The 18,115-nt window shown below is 72.9% G+C and carries 15 protein-coding genes; 12 read left to right on the forward strand and 3 right to left on the reverse strand.

What is annotated here, in order from left to right; genetic code table 11:
- The 11 genes from IE275_RS08095 (at position 1) to IE275_RS08145 (ending at position 15,391) form a co-directional block, all read left to right on the forward strand.
- Positions 1-969 carry a carbohydrate ABC transporter permease gene (locus IE275_RS08095; RefSeq protein WP_189709181.1) on the forward strand — a complete coding sequence of 323 codons (969 nt, stop codon included), beginning with the start codon at positions 1-3 and terminating at the stop codon, positions 967-969.
- Position 970: 1 nt separating this feature from the next.
- Positions 971-1,864, forward strand: a complete 894-nt coding sequence (locus tag IE275_RS08100) for a carbohydrate ABC transporter permease (protein WP_189709183.1) — start codon at positions 971-973, stop codon at positions 1,862-1,864.
- A 7-nt stretch (positions 1,865-1,871) separates the two neighbouring features.
- Positions 1,872-3,137, forward strand: coding sequence for a 6-phospho-beta-glucosidase (locus IE275_RS08105; protein WP_189709184.1), 1,266 nt, complete (start codon positions 1,872-1,874; stop codon positions 3,135-3,137).
- On the forward strand, positions 3,128-4,102 hold the full coding sequence (locus tag IE275_RS08110) for an N-acetylglucosamine kinase (protein WP_189709186.1): 975 nt from the start codon (positions 3,128-3,130) through the stop codon (positions 4,100-4,102). The genes IE275_RS08105 and IE275_RS08110 overlap by 10 nt, the downstream gene beginning before the upstream one ends.
- 203 nt (positions 4,103-4,305) lie before the next feature.
- Positions 4,306-5,754 (forward strand): GlnX family signal transduction membrane protein, encoded by a 1,449-nt coding sequence (locus IE275_RS08115; protein WP_189709848.1) that lies wholly within the window; start codon positions 4,306-4,308, stop codon positions 5,752-5,754.
- A 14-nt stretch (positions 5,755-5,768) separates the two neighbouring features.
- Complete coding sequence (locus tag IE275_RS08120) at positions 5,769-6,806, forward strand: glutamate ABC transporter substrate-binding protein (RefSeq protein ID WP_189709188.1); 1,038 nt, start codon at positions 5,769-5,771, stop codon at positions 6,804-6,806.
- Between the two features lie 51 nt (positions 6,807-6,857).
- Complete coding sequence (locus tag IE275_RS08125) at positions 6,858-8,177, forward strand: coiled-coil domain-containing protein (protein WP_189709190.1); 1,320 nt, start codon at positions 6,858-6,860, stop codon at positions 8,175-8,177.
- A 2-nt stretch (positions 8,178-8,179) separates the two neighbouring features.
- Entirely contained in the window at positions 8,180-10,675 is a 2,496-nt protein-coding gene (locus IE275_RS08130; protein WP_189709192.1) for a serine/threonine-protein kinase, read from the forward strand.
- Positions 10,676-10,687: 12 nt separating this feature from the next.
- Positions 10,688-12,256 carry a PP2C family protein-serine/threonine phosphatase gene (locus tag IE275_RS08135; RefSeq protein WP_444545876.1) on the forward strand — a complete coding sequence of 523 codons (1,569 nt, stop codon included), beginning with the start codon at positions 10,688-10,690 and terminating at the stop codon, positions 12,254-12,256.
- A 121-nt stretch (positions 12,257-12,377) separates the two neighbouring features.
- Positions 12,378-13,727: a vWA domain-containing protein gene (locus IE275_RS08140; RefSeq protein WP_189709196.1), complete on the forward strand. Its 1,350-nt coding sequence runs from the start codon at positions 12,378-12,380 to the stop codon at positions 13,725-13,727.
- Positions 13,728-13,774: 47 nt separating this feature from the next.
- Positions 13,775-15,391 (forward strand): FHA domain-containing protein, encoded by a 1,617-nt coding sequence (locus tag IE275_RS08145; RefSeq protein ID WP_189709198.1) that lies wholly within the window; start codon positions 13,775-13,777, stop codon positions 15,389-15,391.
- 18 nt (positions 15,392-15,409) lie between these two features.
- On the opposite strand, the gene IE275_RS08150 is transcribed toward IE275_RS08145, so the two are convergent.
- Positions 15,410-16,426 (reverse strand): methyltransferase domain-containing protein, encoded by a 1,017-nt coding sequence (locus IE275_RS08150; protein ID WP_189709200.1) that lies wholly within the window; start codon positions 16,424-16,426, stop codon positions 15,410-15,412.
- Between the two features lie 130 nt (positions 16,427-16,556).
- On the opposite strand from IE275_RS08150, the gene IE275_RS08155 reads away from it, so the two are divergent.
- Positions 16,557-16,961: a globin gene (locus IE275_RS08155; RefSeq protein WP_189709202.1), complete on the forward strand. Its 405-nt coding sequence runs from the start codon at positions 16,557-16,559 to the stop codon at positions 16,959-16,961.
- Between the two features lie 54 nt (positions 16,962-17,015).
- Here IE275_RS08155 and IE275_RS08160 read toward each other — a convergent pair whose 3' ends face one another.
- Together IE275_RS08160 and IE275_RS08165 are read right to left on the reverse strand one after the other, a co-directional pair.
- Entirely contained in the window at positions 17,016-17,699 is a 684-nt protein-coding gene (locus tag IE275_RS08160; protein WP_189709204.1) for a DUF8185 domain-containing protein, read from the reverse strand.
- Complete coding sequence (locus tag IE275_RS08165) at positions 17,696-18,109, reverse strand: acyl-CoA thioesterase (RefSeq protein ID WP_189709206.1); 414 nt, start codon at positions 18,107-18,109, stop codon at positions 17,696-17,698. Before IE275_RS08165 ends, IE275_RS08160 begins: the two co-directional genes overlap by 4 nt.
- Positions 18,110-18,115: the final 6 nt, after the last annotated feature.

Genomic DNA, 18,115 nt, shown 5'->3' on the forward strand with positions numbered 1-18,115 from the left:
ATGAGCGCCCTCACCCCGAGGACGGGGCTCCGGTCCTCCGGACTCGCCGCGAAGCAGCGGAAACAGGCCCTGCGCACCCTCGCCTTCCTCTCGCCCTGGCTGATCGGGTTCACGGTCTTCTTCGCGTACCCGATGATCTCGACGATCTACTTCTCGTTCATGCACTACGACGGCTTCAAGCCGCCGACCTGGAGCGGGACGAAGAACTGGACGTACGTCTTCGAGTCCTATCCCTTCTTCTGGCCCGCCCTGCGCAACACCCTGTGGCTGGTCGTGATCATGGTGAGCCTGCGGGTCCTGTTCGGACTCGGGATCGGTCTGCTCATCACGAAGATCAAGACGGCCACCGGGGCCTTCCGCACCCTCTTCTACCTGCCCTATCTGGCCCCGCCCGTGGCGGCCACCATGGCCTTCGCGTTCCTCCTCAACCCCGGCACCGGTCCCGTCAACTCCCTGCTGGAGAAGATCGGCATCCCGGCGCCGGGCTGGTTCAACGACCCCACCTGGTCCAAGCCGGCGCTCACCCTGCTGGCGCTGTGGGGCGTCGGCGACCTGATGGTGATCTTCATGGCCGCGCTGCTCGACGTCCCGAAGGAGCAGTACGAGGCGGCGGAGCTGGACGGCGCGTCGGCGTGGCAGCGGTTCCGGTACGTCACGCTGCCGAACATCTCGCCGATCATCATGTTCGCCGTCGTCACCGGCGTCATCCAGGCCATGCAGTACTACACACAGCCCCTGGTGGCCGGAAAGGTCGCCTCGGGCGTGATCCAGGGCGCGGGCACCATGTTCGAGCCCGGCTACCCCGAGCACTCCACGCTCACCCTCCCCCAGCTCGTCTACAACCTCGGCTTCCAGCGCTTCGACTACGGCTCCGCCTGTGTCGTCGCCCTGGTCCTGTTCGCCCTGTCGATGGCGTTCACCGCGCTGTTGATGCGGCGCCGGGGCGGTCTCATCCAGGCAGGTGACTGACATGGCCCAGGTACTGGAGCGGCCGGTGGAGCTGGACACCCCGGCCTCGCCCGCCGAGCGCACCGCGCGCCGCAAGGCGCTCCTGGAGTGGATCGCGATCCACTCGCTCGGCATCGCGGCCGCCCTCTTCTTCACCCTCCCGTTCGTGTTCGTGTTCCTGACCTCCCTGATGAGCGACTCGCAGGCGCTCAGCCGGGACCTGATCCCGCACACCTGGGAGTGGGCCAACTACCGGAAGGTCTTCGACACCCCGGGTTTCCTCACCTGGTGGAGGAACACGCTGATCTACGCCGGACTGGGAACGGTCCTCACGGTCCTCTCCTCGATCCCGGTGGCGTACGCGCTGGCCAAGTTCCGCTTCCGGGGCCGCAATCTGTCGCTCATGCTGGTGATCGCGACGATGATGCTGCCCCCGCAGGTGGTCGTCATCCCGATGTACCTGTTCTGGGCGAAGCAGCTGGACCTGTCCGGCACGCTCTGGCCGATGATCATCCCGCTGGCGTTCGGCGACGCGTTCTCGATCTTCCTGCTGCGCCAGTTCCTGATGACCATCCCCAACGAGTACGTGGACGCGGCGAAGGTGGACGGCTGCGGGGACCTGCGCACCCTGCTGAAGGTCGTCCTGCCGATGGCGAAGCCCGGTATCGCCGCCATCGCCCTCTTCCAGTTCTTCAACGCCTGGAACGACTACTTCGGCCCGCAGATCTACGCCTCGGAGAACCCGGGCGCGTGGACCCTGTCCTACGGCCTGGAGTCCTTCAAGGGCGCCCACCACACCGACTGGAACCTCACCATGGCCGCCACCGTGCTGGTCATGGCCCCGGTGATCCTCGTGTTCTTCTTCGCACAGAAGGCGTTCGTCGAGGGTGTCACCCTGACCGGAGTAAAGGGTTGAACCTTCTGTGAAACTCACCGTGGTCGGCGGCGGCTCGACCTACACACCCGAACTGATCGACGGCTTCGCGCGGCTGCGGGACACGCTCCCCGTCACGGAACTGGTCCTGGTGGACCCGGCGGCCGAACGGCTCGACCTGGTAGGCGGCCTGGCCCGCCGTATCTTCGCCCGGCAGGGGCACCCCGGCCGGATCGTGACGACGTCCGACCTGGACGCGGCCGTGGACGGCGCCGACGCCGTCCTCCTCCAGCTCCGCGTCGGCGGCCAGGCCGCCCGCGAGCAGGACGAGACCTGGCCCCTGGAGTGCGGCTGCGTCGGCCAGGAGACCACCGGCGCCGGCGGTCTCGCCAAGGCGCTGCGCACGGTCCCGGTGGTCCTGGACATCGCCGAACGGGTCCGCCGGGCCAACCCCCGGGCCTGGATCATCGACTTCACCAACCCGGTGGGCATCGTCACCCGCGCCCTGCTGCGGGCGGGCCACCGCGCGGTCGGCCTGTGCAACGTGGCGATCGGCTTCCAGCGGAAGTTCGCCGCGCTGCTGGACGTCTCCCCGTCCGACATCCATCTCGACCACGTGGGCCTCAACCACCTCACCTGGGAGACGGCGGTACGGCTCGGCGGCCCCGAGGGCGACGACGTCCTGCCCGGCCTGCTGGCCGTGCACGGCGACGCCATCGCCGGCGACCTGCGCCTGCCCCGCCCGGTCCTCGACCGGCTGGGCGTGGTCCCGTCGTACTACCTGCGCTACTACTACGCCCACGACGAGGTCGTCCGCGAACTGCGCACCAAGCCGTCGCGGGCCGCCGAAGTGGCCGCCATGGAACGGCAGCTGCTGGAGATGTACGGCGACCCGGCCCTGGACGAGAAGCCGGAGCTGCTGGCGAAGCGCGGCGGGGCCTACTACTCGGAGGCCGCCGTGGACCTCGCGGCGGCGCTGCTCACCGGTGCGGGCAGCCCGTACCAGGTGGTGAACACCCGCAACGACGGCACGCTCCCCTTCCTCCCCGACGACGCCGTCATCGAGGTCCAGGCGGCGGTGGGCCCCAAGGGCCCCTCCCCGCTCCCCACGGGCCCGGTGGACCCCCTCTACGCGGGCCTGACGGCCAACGTGACGGCGTACGAGGACCTGGCGCTGGAGGCGGCGCTGCGCGGCGGCCGCGACCGGGTCTTCCGCGCGCTGCTCGCCCATCCCCTGGTCGGCCAGTACGCGTACGCCGAGCAGCTGACCGACCGACTGATCGCACACAACAGGGAGCACCTCGCGTGGGCCTGACGGCAAGTGTCCTCGCCATCGACGCGGGCAACAGCAAGACCGACGTGGCCGTGGTGGCGGCGGACGGGGAGGTGCTCGCCACGGCCCGCGGCGGCGGTTTCCGTCCTCCGGCGGACGGTGTGGAGGCGGCGGTCGACGCGCTCGCGGACACCGTCACGCGCGCGTACAGCGCCGCCGGCGTCACCTCGGTGGCCCATGTCTCGGCCTGCCTCGCCAACGCCGACCTGCCCGTCGAGGAGGAACAGCTGGCGGCGGCCCTGCGCGCACGCGCGTGGGGCACGTCCGTCGACGTCCGCAACGACACCTTCGCGATCCTGCGGGCGGGTGTCGCCGAACCCCGGGGGGTGGCCGTCGTCTGCGGTGCCGGCATCAACTGCGTCGGCATGCGCCCCGACGGCGAGACCGCCCGCTTCCCGGCGCTCGGCCGGCTCTCCGGCGACTGGGGCGGCGGCTGGGGCCTGGCCGAGGAGGCCCTGTGGCACGCGGCCCGCGCGGAGGACGGCCGGGGCGAGGCGACCGCCCTGGCGCACGCCCTGCCGGCCCACTTCGGGCTGCCCACCATGTACGCCCTGATCGAGGCCCTGCATCTGGGGCGCCTCCCCGACGCGCGCCGGCACGAACTGACGCCGGTGCTCTTCGCGACGGCGTCGGCCGGGGACGAGGTGGCCCGCACGATCGTCGACCGCCTGGCGCGGGAGGTGGCCACGATGGCCCTGGTCGCCCTGACCCGCCTGGACCTCTTGGTGGACGAGACCCCGGTTCTGCTGGGCGGCGGCGTCCTGACGGCGGGTCACGGTCAACTGGACGACGGCGTACGCACCCTGCTGGCGGAGAAGGCACCCAAGGCGGTGGTGAGGGTGGTAAGGGCCCGCCCGGTCCTGGGAGCGGCGCTCCTGGGCATGGACCGGCTGGGGGCGGGGGCCGAGGCGCAGAAAAGGGCGCGTTCCCACTTCGGCGCGGGGTGAGCGCGCAGTCCCGGGGCCGCGGGGAACGGCACGACCAGCCACAACGGCACCCTCGTCCCGAACAGACCCCGCCCTCGGGGAAGGAACCGAACACCCGCCCACCGCGTATTCATGAGCGGAGGGTCACTGCGATCTGATCAAGATCCAGCCAACCGGGTTCGCATTGTCACTCCCGCCAGCGATACTTGCGGCGAGGCATGACCATGGGGGAGGTCAGACACGTGGCAAACCCGCCAACGACCAGCACGGCACCACCGCCGCCGACGCCTGCGCCGGTGCCCGCGCCGACGGCCGCGCCGGTGCCGACGCCCGCGCCCGCACCGGCGCGGCGCACGGCGTTCGCCGAGGGCCTGGACAAGGCTCGCGCCGCGGCGACCACCGAACCGGGCCGGCTGCGCATCATCGGCGCGTTGCTCGCCCTCCTCGTGGTCGCGTTCGGCGCCGTCACCGCCTGGCAGACCGCCGACCGCGCGGCCGCCGCCGACGACGTGCTGCACAAGAGCCAGCCCCTGAGCACGGCCGCCGCCGACATCTACCGTTCCCTCGCGGACGCCAACACCGCGGCTTCCAGCGGCTTCCTGGCGGGGGGCCAGGAGACCGCGGAGTCCCGGCAGCGCTACGAGGAGGACATCGACCGGGCCGCCGAGTACCTGGTCACCGCGGCCAACAACGCCGACCCCGGCTCGCCCTCCAGCGAGGCGATCACCAAGCTGAACAAGCTGCTGCCGGAGTACAAGGGCCTGGTCGAGCGCGCGCGGACGTACAACCGGCAGGGCTTCCCGGTCGGCGGTGCCTATCTGCGGTACGCCAACCAGAAGATGCAGAAGGAGATGCTCCCGGCCGCGGAGGACCTCTACAAGAAGGAGAACCAGCGGCTGGAGGACGACTACGCGGACGCCACGCCCTACCCGTGGGCGGCGATCGCGCTGGGTGTCCTGGCGCTGGCCGGCCTGGCCTGGGCGCAGCACCGCAACTACCGGCGCACGAACCGGGTCCTGAACCACGGCCTGGTCGCGGCCACGGCGACCGCCACCGTCGTCCTGCTCTGGCTGGTCATCGGCCACAGCGTGGCCCGCGCGGGCCTGAACGACTCCTACGAGCACGGCGTGCGCTCGCTGAACGTCCTGCACGACGCCCGGATCGCCTCCCTCAAGGCGCGCGGCAACGAGAACCTCACGCTGGTGGCCCGCGGCGCCGAGACGACGAAGGTGACGGCCGACGGCAAGGAGGTGACGGTCGACAAGTACGACCACGAGTTCACCTCCGAGATGGCCACCCTCGGCAAGGGCCTCGCCCAGGCGGCGAAGCTCGCCGACGACAAGGCCGGCGAGCAGCCGGTCACCTCGGCCGAGAGCAACATGGCCGAGTGGAAGAAGCGCCACACCGCGGCCCGCGGCCAGGACGACAACGGCAACTACGAGCAGGCGCTGGCCCTGGTGATCGGCGGCAAGGGCGCGACCGGCGAGTGCTTCGACAGTGTCGAGACGAACCTGGAGAACGCGCTTGCCCATGAGCAGACCGAGTTCCGGCAGGCGGCCGGCGACGGCCTGGACGCGATGACCGGGCTGACCGTCGGCGCGGCCGTCCTCGCCGTCCTGGGCGCGGCGGGCGCCGTCCTCGGCATCGGCCGCAGGCTGTCGGAGTACCGGTGAGAGGGGGCGTGACGATGCGTGCGCGACGTGTGCGGGCCGGTCTGAAGGGCTGGGGCGGTGTAGGGGCGATGGCGGCCTTCTGCGCCCTCGCGCTGGCCTTCGTGCTGCTGCTGCCGCGAACCCAGTCCCCCGACGACGGGTCGGCGGGCCTCGACGGCCCCGGGGTCGCCGAGGGCCACCAGGCGGCCGACGCCGCCTGCAAGGACAAGGACGCGGAGAAGCTGACCCTGTCGCCGTCCGCGGCGGACGGCGACACGATCGCCGCGATCAAGGCCCGGCAGGGCGAGAAGCGCAAGCTGATCGTCGGTGTCGACCAGAACAGCTACCGCTGGGGCTACCGCGACCCCAACAACACCACGGCCGCGCTGGAGGGCTTCGACATCGACCTGGTCCACCGGATAGCCGAGGACATCCTCGGCGACCCCGACGCGGTCCAGTTCAAGGCCATCCCGACCAACCAGCGCATCCCGGCCATCCAGGAGGGCCGGGTCGACATGATCGTCCGCACGATGACGATCACCTGCGACCGGCTGTCCGATGTCGCGTTCTCCGCGCCCTACTTCAAGACCGGCCAGCAGCTCCTCGCCCCCAAGTCGTCGAAGATCAAGGGGTACGACGCCACGCTGGCGGACACCAAGGTGTGCACGGCGGCCAGTTCGACGGCCAACACCCGGCTGACCGAGGACCGGGACGCGGGCCGGATCCCGAAGAGCGTCAACCTCGACACCGTCGTCCCCAACCAGCTGGACTGCCTGGTCCGGTTGCAGCTCGGCGAGGTCGACGCCGTCGTCACCGACGGCGCGCTCGCGGCCAGCCAGGCCGCCCAGGACCCGACGGTGGAGCTCAAGGGCGACCCGTTCACCACCGAGTACTACGGCGTGGCGATGAACAAGGACGCCGACGATCTGGTCCGCCGGGTCAACCGGATCCTGGTGGAGTACCGGGCGAGCGGCTGGCAGGCGTCGTACGACACATGGCTGTCGGCGACACTGGGAACCGACGCGACCACGTCGAAACCGCCCACGCCCGCGCAGTACCTGCGCGAGAGCTGACGGAGCAACGGCAGGAAGCGAACGAACCGAACCAGCGACGAGAGGTGATCGATGGGCGTCACGGGACCCCCCGGGCCGGTGATGGACCGGGACGAGGTCGACCGTGCGCTGGCGCGGCTCGGCGCGGAGCACGAGGCGATCGAGACCTCGCTCCTCGCGCTCCAGGACCATGCGGGCCGCCGACTCCTCGAGGGCGCCGAACTGACCGGCGTCACCAGGGAACGCTGGGCGGGGGCGGAGGCGTCGATCACCCTGCTGTGGGCGTACTTCGACGCGTACACGGACGCGCTGCGCTCCGCGCGGGAGATCCGTTCGCGGCGCCGCTGGTCCAGCCGTGAGGACCTGGCGGACCTGACGGAGCTGCTGCGCGGCGAGTCGGTGACGGTCGCCGGGTCCGCGCTGGCGGGCGCGCCCACACTGCTCGGCACGGGCAGGCTCAGCCAGAGCTTCTCGCTCGTCTCCCTCGTCGACCGGATGAACGAGCTGTACGCGTCGTCGCTGGACATGGTCGTCGCCGCCGACGCGGTGTGGTCGGCGCTGCCCGCGCGGATAGATTTACTGGCCGCGGAGCTCCAGCGCACCCGCCGGCTGGCGCACTCGGTGGGCGTCCGCCCGGGCGAGCACCCGGCGGGCGACGACCTGGAGCGCATCACGCGCACGCTGACGCGTCTGCGCGAGCAGGTGGTGTCCGACCCGCTGGCGTACTGGGTGCCCACGCAGGGCAGTTCGGCGCCGGGCGGCGGCCGCCCGGACACCACGGTGTACGACCGTGAGGCACGCGCGCTGGAGGACGTCCGGCGGGAGATCGACGCCGTCCTGACGGTCCGCCAGGACGCGGAGCAGCGGCTGGTGAGACTGCGCGACGTCCTCAGCCGCGCGGACCGTACGCTCGCCGAGGCGCGCACCGCGCGCGGCGAGGTGCTCGCGAAGATCGCCGCGACGGAGGTACCGGTGGTCAGCGGCCCGCCGACCGTGCTCCAGGAGCAGCTGGCGACGGCCGCCGAGTACCGCAGACACGCCCAGTGGCACCGTCTGTCCCCGCTCCTGGAGTCCCTGGAGCAGAAGGCGGAGGACGAACTGCTGCGGGCCCGCGAGTCGTTGACCGCGGTCACCCAGCCGCTGGCGGTCCGCGCGGAGCTGCGCGGCCGGCTCGACGCGTACAAGGCGAAGGTCGCCCGGCTCGGGCTCGCCGAGGACCCGTTCCTCATCGAGCGCTACGACGCGGCGCGGCGCATGCTGTGGAGCGCGCCCTGCGATCTGCGCGTCGCCGGACAGGCCGTCCTGCGCTACCAGCAGGCGGCCGCCGAACTCCTGTCCGCCCCGCGCGCGGCGGAACAGGGCGGACCTCAGGACCACAGGGGGGAGCGGTAGCCATGAGCCAGGCAGGACAGTCGTGTCAGCGACCGGGCTGCGAGGGATCGTACGAGGACGTGGGCGGCGGCGAGCTGTACTGCGACACCTGCGGTCTGGCGCCGGTCGTGTCCGCGGGCGGTCCGGTGAGCTCGCCGCCGACCGGGATCACCGGCGGCGGCAAGGGCTCGGCGGGCAGCGGCAGTTCCCGCTCGGCCCGCAGCTCCCGTACGTCGTCGCAGTCGGCGAAGTCGCGCCGCTCGGTGTCGGGCCGGCTCTCGCGCTCCCTGTCGGGGAAGTCGACGGGCCGTTCGGTGTCGGTGCGCAGCTCCGGTTCGACGGCCGGCTCCTCCGGGCGGGCCCGGCTCGGCGTGGGCCTGGTCCAGGTGCCGCAGGTGCCGCGGCCCGACCCGCGCGCGATGGTCCTGGACAACCCCGAGGTGCCCGAGCGCAAGCGGTTCTGCTCGCGCTCCGACTGCGGTGCCCCGGTGGGCCGTTCGCGCGGCGAGCGGACCGGGCGCACGGAGGGCTTCTGCACCAAGTGCGGCCACCCGTACTCCTTCGTCCCGAAGCTGCGGTCCGGGGACGTCGTGCACGGTCAGTACGAGGTCGTGGGCTGTCTGGCGCACGGCGGCCTCGGCTGGATCTACCTGGCGGTGGACCGGGCGGTGTCGGACCGCTGGGTGGTCCTCAAGGGCCTGCTGGACACCGGCGACCAGGACGCGATGGACGCCGCGATCTCCGAGCGGCGCTTCCTCGCCGAGATCGAGCACGCCAACATCGTGCGGATCTACAACTTCGTCGAGCACCTCGACCAGCGGACCGGCTCGCTCGACGGCTACATCGTCATGGAGTACGTCGGCGGCAAGTCCCTCAAGGAGATCGCCAACGCCCGCCGCACGCCCGACGGCAAGCGGGACCCGCTGCCGGTGGAGCAGGCGTGCGCGTACGGCATCGAGGCCCTGGAGGCGCTCGGCCATCTGCACAGCCGCAACCTGCTGTACTGCGACTTCAAGGTCGACAACGCCATCCAGACCGAGGACCAGCTCAAGCTGATCGACATGGGCGCGGTGCGCCGGATGGACGACGACGAGTCGGCGATCTACGGCACGGTCGGCTACCAGGCGCCCGAGGTCGCCGAGGTCGGCCCGTCGGTGGCGAGCGACCTGTACACGGTCGGCCGGACGCTGGCGGTGATGACGTTCGACTTCCAGGGCTACACGACGGTCTTCGTCGACTCGCTGCCCGACCCGGACAACATCGAGGTCTTCCGCCGCTACGAGTCCTTCTACCGGCTGCTGGTCCGTGCCACCGACCCCGACCCGGCCCGCCGGTTCGCCTCCGCGCAGGAGATGGCGGAGCAGCTGACGGGTGTGCTGCGGGAGGTCGTCTCGCTCCAGAGCGGCCGGGCGCGCCCGGCGCTGTCGACGCTGTTCGGCCCCGAGGTGAAGGTCACGGACACGGAGCTGTTCCCGAGACTGGACGGCGAGGTGTCACGGCTCGGCGCACGGATCGTCAAGCCCCTGCGTCCCCAGGGGGATCCGGCCTCGCCCGCCCCGCTCCCGGCCGTCACGGCGGGCCTGGTGCGCGCGGTCCCGGCGCCGACGGCCTCGCTCGCGCTGCCCGTCCCGCACGTCGACCCGTCCGACCCCAACGCGGGCTTCCTCGCGGGCCTGCTGGCCTCCGCGCCGGCCGAGCTGATCACGGCGCTCGGGGCCGCGCCCGCGGCGTCCGTGGAGACCCGGCTGCGGCAGGTCCGCGCCTGGCTGGAGAACGGCGACCACCAGGCCGCCCACACGTCCCTGGGCACACTGGAGGACGAGCGCCCCGACGACTGGCGGGTCGTCTGGTACCGCGGTGTGGCCTCGCTGGTCACCGGCGACCACGAGGGCGCCGCGCTCGCCTTCGACGCGATCTACGACGCCTTCCCCGGCGAGCCCGCGCCCAAGCTGGCGCTCGGCCTGTGCGCGGAGGTGCTGGGCCAGTTGGACAACGCGGCCGAGTACTACGGGCTGGTGTGGTCGACCGACCCGAGCTATGTGAGCGCGGCGTTCGGGCTGGCGCGGGTGCAGCTGGCGGCCGGGGACCGGCGGGGTGCGGTGAAGACCCTGGAGTCGGTGCCGGAGTCCTCCATCCACTACACCGCCGCCCGGGTGGCGGCGGTCCGCGCCCGGCTGCGGCAGCGGACCGCGGTCGCGTCCGACGTACCCTTCCTGGAGGACCTCACCGCCGGCGCGGCGCAGGTCGAGGCGCTGGACGCGTACGGTCTCGACGCGACCCGGCGCGAGCAGTTGTCCGCGGAGGTCCTCGGGTGCGCGCTGGACTGGATACTCTCCGGTGGCCAGGGCGCTGGCCCCGGGGCGCGTCGGGCACTGCTCGGCAGCGAACTGGACGAACGGGGGCTCCGTTTCGGCCTGGAGCGCTCGTACCGCACGCTCGCCCGGCTGGCGAGCGGCGGTGAGGAGAGGATCGACCTGGTGGAACGTGCCAATCGTTACCGCCCCCGGACGTGGGTGTAGTTGATGTCGCAGATGCCCCGGCAGGCAGCGCTGCCGACGTGTCCGAGCTGCGCGGAGCCGCTCGATGCGGGTGACCGTTTCTGCGGAGCGTGCGGATACGACCTGTCGGTCGTGCCGCCCCACCCGGAGGACCATCCCACCCTCACCATGAACGGCGCGGCGCCCCCGCTGCCCCCGGAGGCGGCGGCCTGGTCCACGGCGGCTCCCGGGCACGCGCCGGGGGCCGAGGCGAGCGGAGCGGGGCTGCCGGGGGCCACGGGTCGCACCGGCGCCGGTACGGCGGCGCAGTCGGCCGGGGTGCCCCTGCCGCCCGCCGCGCCGCCCCGGCCCCCGGGCCCGGCCCAGCCCGCGCACGGCGGCATGCCCGTGCCCCCGCCCGCCGGCGCCCCGGTGCCCCCGCCTGCCGCGGCCCCCATGGCCCCGCCCCTCGGTGCGTCCGGTGCGTCCGGTGTGTCCGGCACACCCGGTGCGTCCGGTGTGTCCGGTGCGCCCGGCGCTCCTGGTTCCTCGGGCCTCCCGGTCTCCCCCGGCACGCCCGAGGCCTCCGCGGCCCCCGACGCCCCGGTCTCCGGTGTCCGTTTCGACCGGCCGGCGGAGCCCGAGGAGTATCCGCTCCAGGCGCCGGACCCCCGGGTGGCCGCCGAGGCCGCCGTGGTGGCCGAGCCCGCGAAGGTGTGCGTGGCCTGCCGCGCCGGCCGGGTCGACGACGACGGGTACTGCGAGAACTGCGGGCACGCCCAGCCCCGCGAACGCGACCACATGGAGCTGGAGTCGGGCCCGTTGGCCGCCGTGAGCGACCGCGGTCTGCGCCACCACCGCAACGAGGACGCCTTCGGTCTCGGCACCGCCGCGCTGCCCGACGGCTCCCGCGCGCTCGTCGCGATCGTCTGTGACGGCGTGTCCTCGGCGACCCGCCCCGACGAGGCCTCCATGGCCGCGTCGAAGGTGGCGAGCGAGTCGCTGCTGGCGGCCCTGCCGCACGGCACGCACCCGCAGGCGGCCATGCACGAGGCGATCATCGCCGCCTCGCACGCGGTCAACGCGCTGGCCGACGAGCCCGCCGGCGCCCGCGAGCACACCCCGCACCAGAACTCCCCCGCCTGCACCCTCGTCGGCGCGGTCGTCACCGCCGGTCTGCTGGTCGTCGGCTGGGTCGGCGACAGCCGCGCCTACTGGGTGCCGACGGACCGCAGTTCGCCCCCGGCCCGGCTCACCGAGGACGACTCCTGGGCCGCCCAGATGGTCGCCGCGGGCCTGATGAACGAGGCCGAGGCGTACGCCGACGAGCGCGCCCACGCGATCACCGGCTGGCTCGGCGCGGACGCCTACGAACTGGAGCCGCACACCGCCTCCTTCAAACCGGACCGGCCCGGTGTGGTCGTGGTGTGCACCGACGGCCTGTGGAACTACGCGGAGGCGGCCGGGGAGATGGCCGAGGCGGTCCCGCTCGACGCCGCCGTACGTCCGCTGCACAGCGCCCGGGTCCTGGTCGGTCACGCCCTGGACGGCGGGGGCCACGACAACGTAACAGTGGCCGTCGTGCCGTTCCCCGCGCCGCCGCAGGGGGCAGGATCCGCCTGAGGCGGCACAAAAGCCGTAGCGGACACAGCTCACGGGGAAGCCTCGACGGACCGGAGGGGACCGGTCCGTCCACAGTCTTCGCCTCGCTCCGGCGAGGCGCACAAGGGGGATTTGAGTACGTATGGCCAATTTCTCGAAGTCGAACGTGCCGCAGTTCTCGGTGGACGTCTACCAGAACGAGTACCTGCCGGAGGGCGGCCGCGAGGTCAACGCGATCGTCACCGTGACCGCCACCGGCGGCGGCACGGTGGGCAGCGCGGTCACCGCGCCGCACGTGTACGCGCCGGGCGAGAGCCCGTCCGCCGCCGTGGCGATCATGGTGGACTGCTCCGGCTCGATGGACTACCCGCCGACCAAGATGCGCAACGCCCGGGACGCCACAGCCGCCGCCGTCGACACCCTGCGCGACGGGGTGCACTTCGCGGTGATCGGCGGCACGCACGTGGCCAAGGAGGTCTACCCGGGCGGCGGCCGGCTCGCGGTCGCCGACCCCACCACCCGCGAGCAGGCCAAGCAGGCCCTGCGCCGGCTGAGCGCGGGCGGCGGCACGGCGATCGGCACCTGGCTGCGGCTGGCCGAGCGGCTGCTGTCCTCGGCCGACGTCGGCATCCGGCACGGCATCGTGCTCACCGACGGACGCAACGAACACGAGTCGCCCGAGGACCTCAAGGCCGCCCTCGACCTGTGCGCGGGCCGCTTCACCTGTGATGCCCGGGGCGTGGGCACCGACTGGGAAGTGAAAGAAGTCACAGGGATCGCCTCCGCACTGCTCGGCACCGCCGACATCGTCGCCGACCCGGCCGGCCTCGCCGCCGACTTCACGCAGATGATGGAGACGGCGATGGGCAAGGAGGTCGCGGACGTCGCGCTGCGCCTGTGGACCCCGGTCGGCACCACCGTCAAGTTCGTCAAGCAGGTCGCCCCGACCGTCGAGGAGCTGACCGGACGCCGTACGGAGGCGGGCCCCCGGGCGGGCGACTACCCCACGGGTTCCTGGGGCGACGAGTCCCGCGACTACCACGTGTGTGTCGAGGTCCCGGCCGCGAACATCGGCCAGGAGATGCTCGCCGCCCGGGTCTCCCTGGTCGTCCCGCAGCCCGGGGAAGGGGCCGTGCAGAACCTGGGGTCCCCGGGCCTGGTCAAGGCCGTGTGGACCGACGACATGGCCGCCTCGACCTCGATCAACCCGCAGGTCGCGCACTACACGGGCCAGGCCGAACTGGCACAGGTCATCCAGCAGGGGCTCGACCTGCGCAAAGCGGGCGATTTCGATGGAGCAACGGCCAAACTGGGCAGGGCCGTTCAGCTCGCGAGCGTCTCGGGGAACGCGGATACTGCGAAACTGCTTGCGAAGGTGGTGGACGTGGTCGATGCCACGACAGGTACTGTGCGACTGAAGGCGAAGGTCGCGGACGCCGACGAGATGACGCTCGAGACCCGGTCCACAAAGACTGTTCGTGTAAAGAAGTGACCTGAGCGGCCCATGTGGGACACCGAAGGAAAGGGGGACGCGCCGACATGCCGACCTGCCCGAACGGACACCAGTCGGGTTCCGACGACTGGTGCGAGGTCTGCGGTCACCGCATGGCCGGTGCCGTACCTCCTCCCCCGCCCCCGCCGCCCCCGGGCGCCGGCGGCTACGGTTTCCCGCCCCCGCAGAACACCCAGCCCGGGGGCCGGCCGTACTCCTCCGCGCCGGACCGTGAGCCCGAGCTGTGCCCGCAGTGCCGTACGCCCCGTGAGGGCGGTGCGCCGTTCTGCGAGGAGTGCCGGTGGAACTTCCTCACCAACACGGCGACCTCGTACACCCCGGCCGCCCCGCGCCCGCCGGCCCCCGGCCCCGGTGCGGGTCCCGGCGCGGGTCCCGATCCGCGCTTCCAGGCGCCGCCCCCGTCCTTCGGCGGCAGCGACTCCTTCGACTACCAGAGTTCCCGTCCGTCCCAGGTGAACCGCCCCGCCGAGCCGATCCCGCCGGGCCCGCCGTACGGCGGCGATCCGTCGTCCCGACCGGGCGGCGCACCGCCGTTCGGACGCGAGGGGTCGGGCCCGGGCGGTCCGGGTGGCCCCGGCGGTCCGGGTGCGTTCGGGCGTGAGCCGTCGGGTCCGGGCGGTACGGCCGGCGGTCCCGGCGGTCCCGGTGCCTTCGGGCGTGAACCCTCCGGTCAGGGCGGTCCCGGCGCCTTCGGGCGCGACCCCTCCGGCCAGGGCGGCCCCGGTGTCACGTCCGGTGGCCCCAACGCCTTCGGACACGACCCGTCCGGTCCTCCCGGCCCGCCCGCCGGTGGTGGCGGCGGCGCTTTCGGGCGCGCGCCCTCGGGCCCGTCGTCCGACCCGTTCCGGCGCGACCCCTCGGGTCCGGGTGGCCCCGGCGGTCAGGGCGGCCCCGGCGGTCCCGGTGCCTTCGGCGGTGACCCCTCGCGGTCGGTCCCGCCACCGCCCGGTCCGGGCGCGACGGGCCACGGCGGTCCCGGCGGTCCCGGAGGCCAGGGCGTCCCGCAGGCGTACCAGCCCTCCGGTCCCACCGCCCCGCCCGGCTACCCGCAGGAGACGGGCCGGCCGCCGCAGTCCGGCGGTCCGTCCTTCGGCGGCGGTGACGACGACTGGGTGATCTCCCCGCCGTCCCACCAGGCCCCCGGCGGCCCCGGCCCGCACCAGGGCGGCGGCTACGGCTATCCGCAGCCCGGCGCCCAGCAGGCGCCGCCGCCCGGTCCCGGCTACCCGCAGCAGCCGACCACCTGGACGGCGACGATCGGCCCGGACCGTGCGTACTTCATGGCGATGATGCACCGCTCGGGGCCGGAGGCCGCGGGGCTCAACCTGCCCGCGTACTCGCCCGAGCAGCAGCGCACGCTCACCGGCAACCAGGTCACCATCGGCCGTCGCCGGCACTCCACCGGCGAGACCCCCGACATCGACCTGTCGGTGCCGCCGGAGGACCCGGGCGTCTCGCACCAGCACGCGGTGCTGGTCCAGCAGCCGGACGGCACCTGGGCGGTCGTCGACCAGAACTCGACGAACGGTACGACGGTCAACAACGGCGAGGAACCGATCCAGCCGTTCGTCCCGGTACCGCTCCAGGACGGCGACCGGGTGCACGTGGGCGCCTGGACGACGATCACCGTCCGCCGCGGCTAGGGCGTCGCACAGGACCGGTCAGGACGCCGGAAGGGGCCAGGAGTACGGCCCCTCCGGCTCGTCCAGCCAGGCCCATGCGGCCCCGCCGGCCACCGTGATGCCGTACCGCTCGCGTCCCGGCATGCCCTCGCGCGCCCACAGGGCGTACGCCTCCTGAGGGTCGAGGGTGCCCCGGGTGAGGGCCAGCAGGAAGTGGAACAGGTCGCTCTCCCTGGCCAGGCGCGGCACCCCTCCGTACGCGGCCGGCTCGGGCTCGGGCCGGCTCTCCCCGCGCAGGGGCACGAAGTAGGCGGACGTGTGCAGGAAGAAACCCTCGGCGTGCTCGGCGTCGCGCACCGTCAGCGCGACCAGACCGGTCGCCAGCGGGGTCAGGATCAGCCCTCCGGGGCGGCACTGGGCGACCCACGCGCGCGGGATCGACGCCAGCGTGCAGGTCGCGATGATCCGGTCGAACGGCGCCCGCTCCGGCACCCCGCGCGCCCCGTCCCCGGTGACGACGGTCGGGTGGTACCCGGCGGCGGCGAGATGCCTGCGCGCCGACTCGGTGATCTCCGGGTCCAGGTCGACCGTGGTGACGTACGCGTCGCCGAGCCGGTGCGACAGCAGCGCCGCGTTGTAGCCCGTGCCGGCGCCGATCTCCAGGACCCGGTGGCCGTCCTCGACGCACAGCGCGGCCAGCATCAACGCCATCAGCGAGGGCTGGCTGCTGGAGGAGAGCAGCTCGCCGTCGCGCAGCCGGGTGGCGAGCGGGGTGTCCTCGTAGGCGCCGCGCAGCCACTGTTCCCGGGCGCGCGGGTCGCGGCTCTCGCCCCAGCGCCGCTGATGGCCGCCGGCGCCGCTGACGTAGTAGTACGGCACGAAGAGATGGCGCGGGACCGCCGCGAAGGCGTCCCGCCAGCGGGGGTCGGCGGCGAAGGCCCCGCTCGCCTCGATCTCGCGCACCAGCTCCGCGCGCTCGAAGGCGGCGAGGTCCGCGAGGCCGGCGAGATCCGCGAGGCCCTGGTCGTGGTCACGGCCGGGATGGTGGGCGCCCATGTCTCCACTGTGCGGCGCCGGGCCCCGGGAAGCGAGCGTCCCGGCGGCGCCGCTTCGGTGTTGCCGGGGGCGTGCGCGGGGTGGTCCTAAGCCTGGAGACCTCCGTCTCCGCGTCTGAGACCATGGGGAGGTGAAAGAGATTCGGCGCGGCACGCTTCAGGAGCAGACCTTCTACGAGCAGGTCGGCGGGGAGAAGACCTTCCGCCGGCTGGTCCACCGTTTCTACGAGGGAGTCGCCGGGGACCCGATCCTCAAGCCCATGTACCCCGAGGAGGACCTGGGTCCTGCGGAGGAGCGCCTCGCGCTGTTCCTCATGCAGTACTGGGGCGGGCCCACGACGTACAGCGAGAACCGCGGCCATCCGCGCCTGCGGATGCGCCACGCCCCGTTCGTCGTCGACCGGGCCGCGCACGACGCCTGGCTGAAGCACATGCGGGACGCGGTCGACGAGCTGGGCCTGTCCGAGGAGCACGAGACGACGCTGTGGAACTACCTGACGTACGCGGCACAGTCGATGGTGAACACCCCGGAGTGACGCGCCGGCGCCACCGGGGCCAGGGGCGGGACCGCGGCCGGGGTCGAGGTCACGTCAGCGGACGCTGAGGGCCGGCATCCCGAGCCCCGCCCCCGCCCGCCGCACGGCGATCGACCCGTACGGCGTGCGCAGCCGCAGCCACGCACCCGACGAGAGCAGCGCCAGGTCCGCGGCATCCTGCGCGGACCGCAGGAACCCCAAGGACTGCGCCGCGTGCACGGCCCGTACGGGCAGCCCGGTCTCCCCGACCGTCCGGGACCAGATCTCCCGTCCGATCCGGTCGAGTGCGGCCCGGGTACGGCCTTCGGGCGCCAACTCCTCGGTACGGCGCCGGAATTCGCCGACCGCCACGCCGACCGTAGCGCGCAGCGCGTCCGGCGCGGGCAGCCCCTCCTCGGCCCGCCAGCCCCCGCGGGGCGGCAGCACGCCGGCCCACGGCGGCCCGGTGACCGCCGACGGGACCGCGGCCGTGGCCGCCGACTCGGCCACCGTCTCCAGCAGTTCACCGGCGGACACAGTCACGTCGAGCGTGACGTCGAGCCCGTCCTCGTACGGCTTGGCGAGCCGGACGGCGCGGATCGCGAGGACCTCGAAGGACGGCGGCCGGCCGAAGACGGCGAGTGCGGTGCCGGCTCCCTGGAGCCGGACCGCTGCTCCACGGTCGTAGTGGAGCAGCCGGGAGAGGAAGGCCGCGAGGTCCGCCGCCTCCCTCTCGTCGGCGAGGTGGAGCACCGTCATGCGGCGACGGCCTCCTCCGTGTCGTCGTCCTGGTACTCCTCGAGGAACTCGCGTTCCTCGGCGGTGATCCGGCGCGGCCGCTGCGTCGCGAAGTCGAACGGCACGATGACGGTGGAGGCCCGGACGTACACGACGTCCCCGTCCTTCACCTCGTAGGAGATGGTGAAGGACGCGGCCCTTATCTGCGTGACCCACAGCTCGATGTCCACGGGCGTGTGCCGGTGGACGAGCTGCCGCTTGTAGTCGATCTCGTGGCGCGCCACCACGGACCCCTGCTTGAAGTCCTTCTCCGGGCGGAACAGGAAATCGATACGGGCTTCCTCCAGATACCGGAGGAACACCACGTTGTTGACGTGGCCGTACGCGTCCATGTCCGCCCAGCGCAGTGGGCAGCGGTAGATGTGCCGCAAGATCGA

The organism is Streptomyces phaeofaciens (assembly GCF_014648915.1).
In the GTDB taxonomy this organism is placed as follows: Bacteria; Actinomycetota; Actinomycetes; order Streptomycetales; family Streptomycetaceae; genus Streptomyces; species Streptomyces phaeofaciens.

What these genes read in the sequence shown, in the direction of transcription:
- IE275_RS08115 (WP_189709848.1), top strand. Translation starts at nt 4,306, where the DNA reads ATGGGGGAGGTCAGACACGTGGCAAACCCGCCAACGACCAGCACGGCA.
- IE275_RS08120 (WP_189709188.1), top strand. Translation starts at nt 5,769, where the DNA reads ATGCGTGCGCGACGTGTGCGGGCCGGTCTGAAGGGCTGGGGCGGTGTA.
- IE275_RS08095 (WP_189709181.1), top strand. Translation starts at nt 1, where the DNA reads ATGAGCGCCCTCACCCCGAGGACGGGGCTCCGGTCCTCCGGACTCGCC.
- IE275_RS08100 (WP_189709183.1), top strand. Translation starts at nt 971, where the DNA reads ATGGCCCAGGTACTGGAGCGGCCGGTGGAGCTGGACACCCCGGCCTCG.
- IE275_RS08145 (WP_189709198.1), top strand. Translation starts at nt 13,775, where the DNA reads ATGCCGACCTGCCCGAACGGACACCAGTCGGGTTCCGACGACTGGTGC.
- IE275_RS08135 (WP_444545876.1), top strand. Translation starts at nt 10,688, where the DNA reads ATGCCCCGGCAGGCAGCGCTGCCGACGTGTCCGAGCTGCGCGGAGCCG.
- IE275_RS08140 (WP_189709196.1), top strand. Translation starts at nt 12,378, where the DNA reads ATGGCCAATTTCTCGAAGTCGAACGTGCCGCAGTTCTCGGTGGACGTC.
- IE275_RS08150 (WP_189709200.1), bottom strand. Translation starts at nt 16,426, where the DNA reads ATGGGCGCCCACCATCCCGGCCGTGACCACGACCAGGGCCTCGCGGAT.
- IE275_RS08125 (WP_189709190.1), top strand. Translation starts at nt 6,858, where the DNA reads ATGGGCGTCACGGGACCCCCCGGGCCGGTGATGGACCGGGACGAGGTC.
- IE275_RS08160 (WP_189709204.1), bottom strand. Translation starts at nt 17,699, where the DNA reads ATGACGGTGCTCCACCTCGCCGACGAGAGGGAGGCGGCGGACCTCGCG.
- IE275_RS08130 (WP_189709192.1), top strand. Translation starts at nt 8,180, where the DNA reads ATGAGCCAGGCAGGACAGTCGTGTCAGCGACCGGGCTGCGAGGGATCG.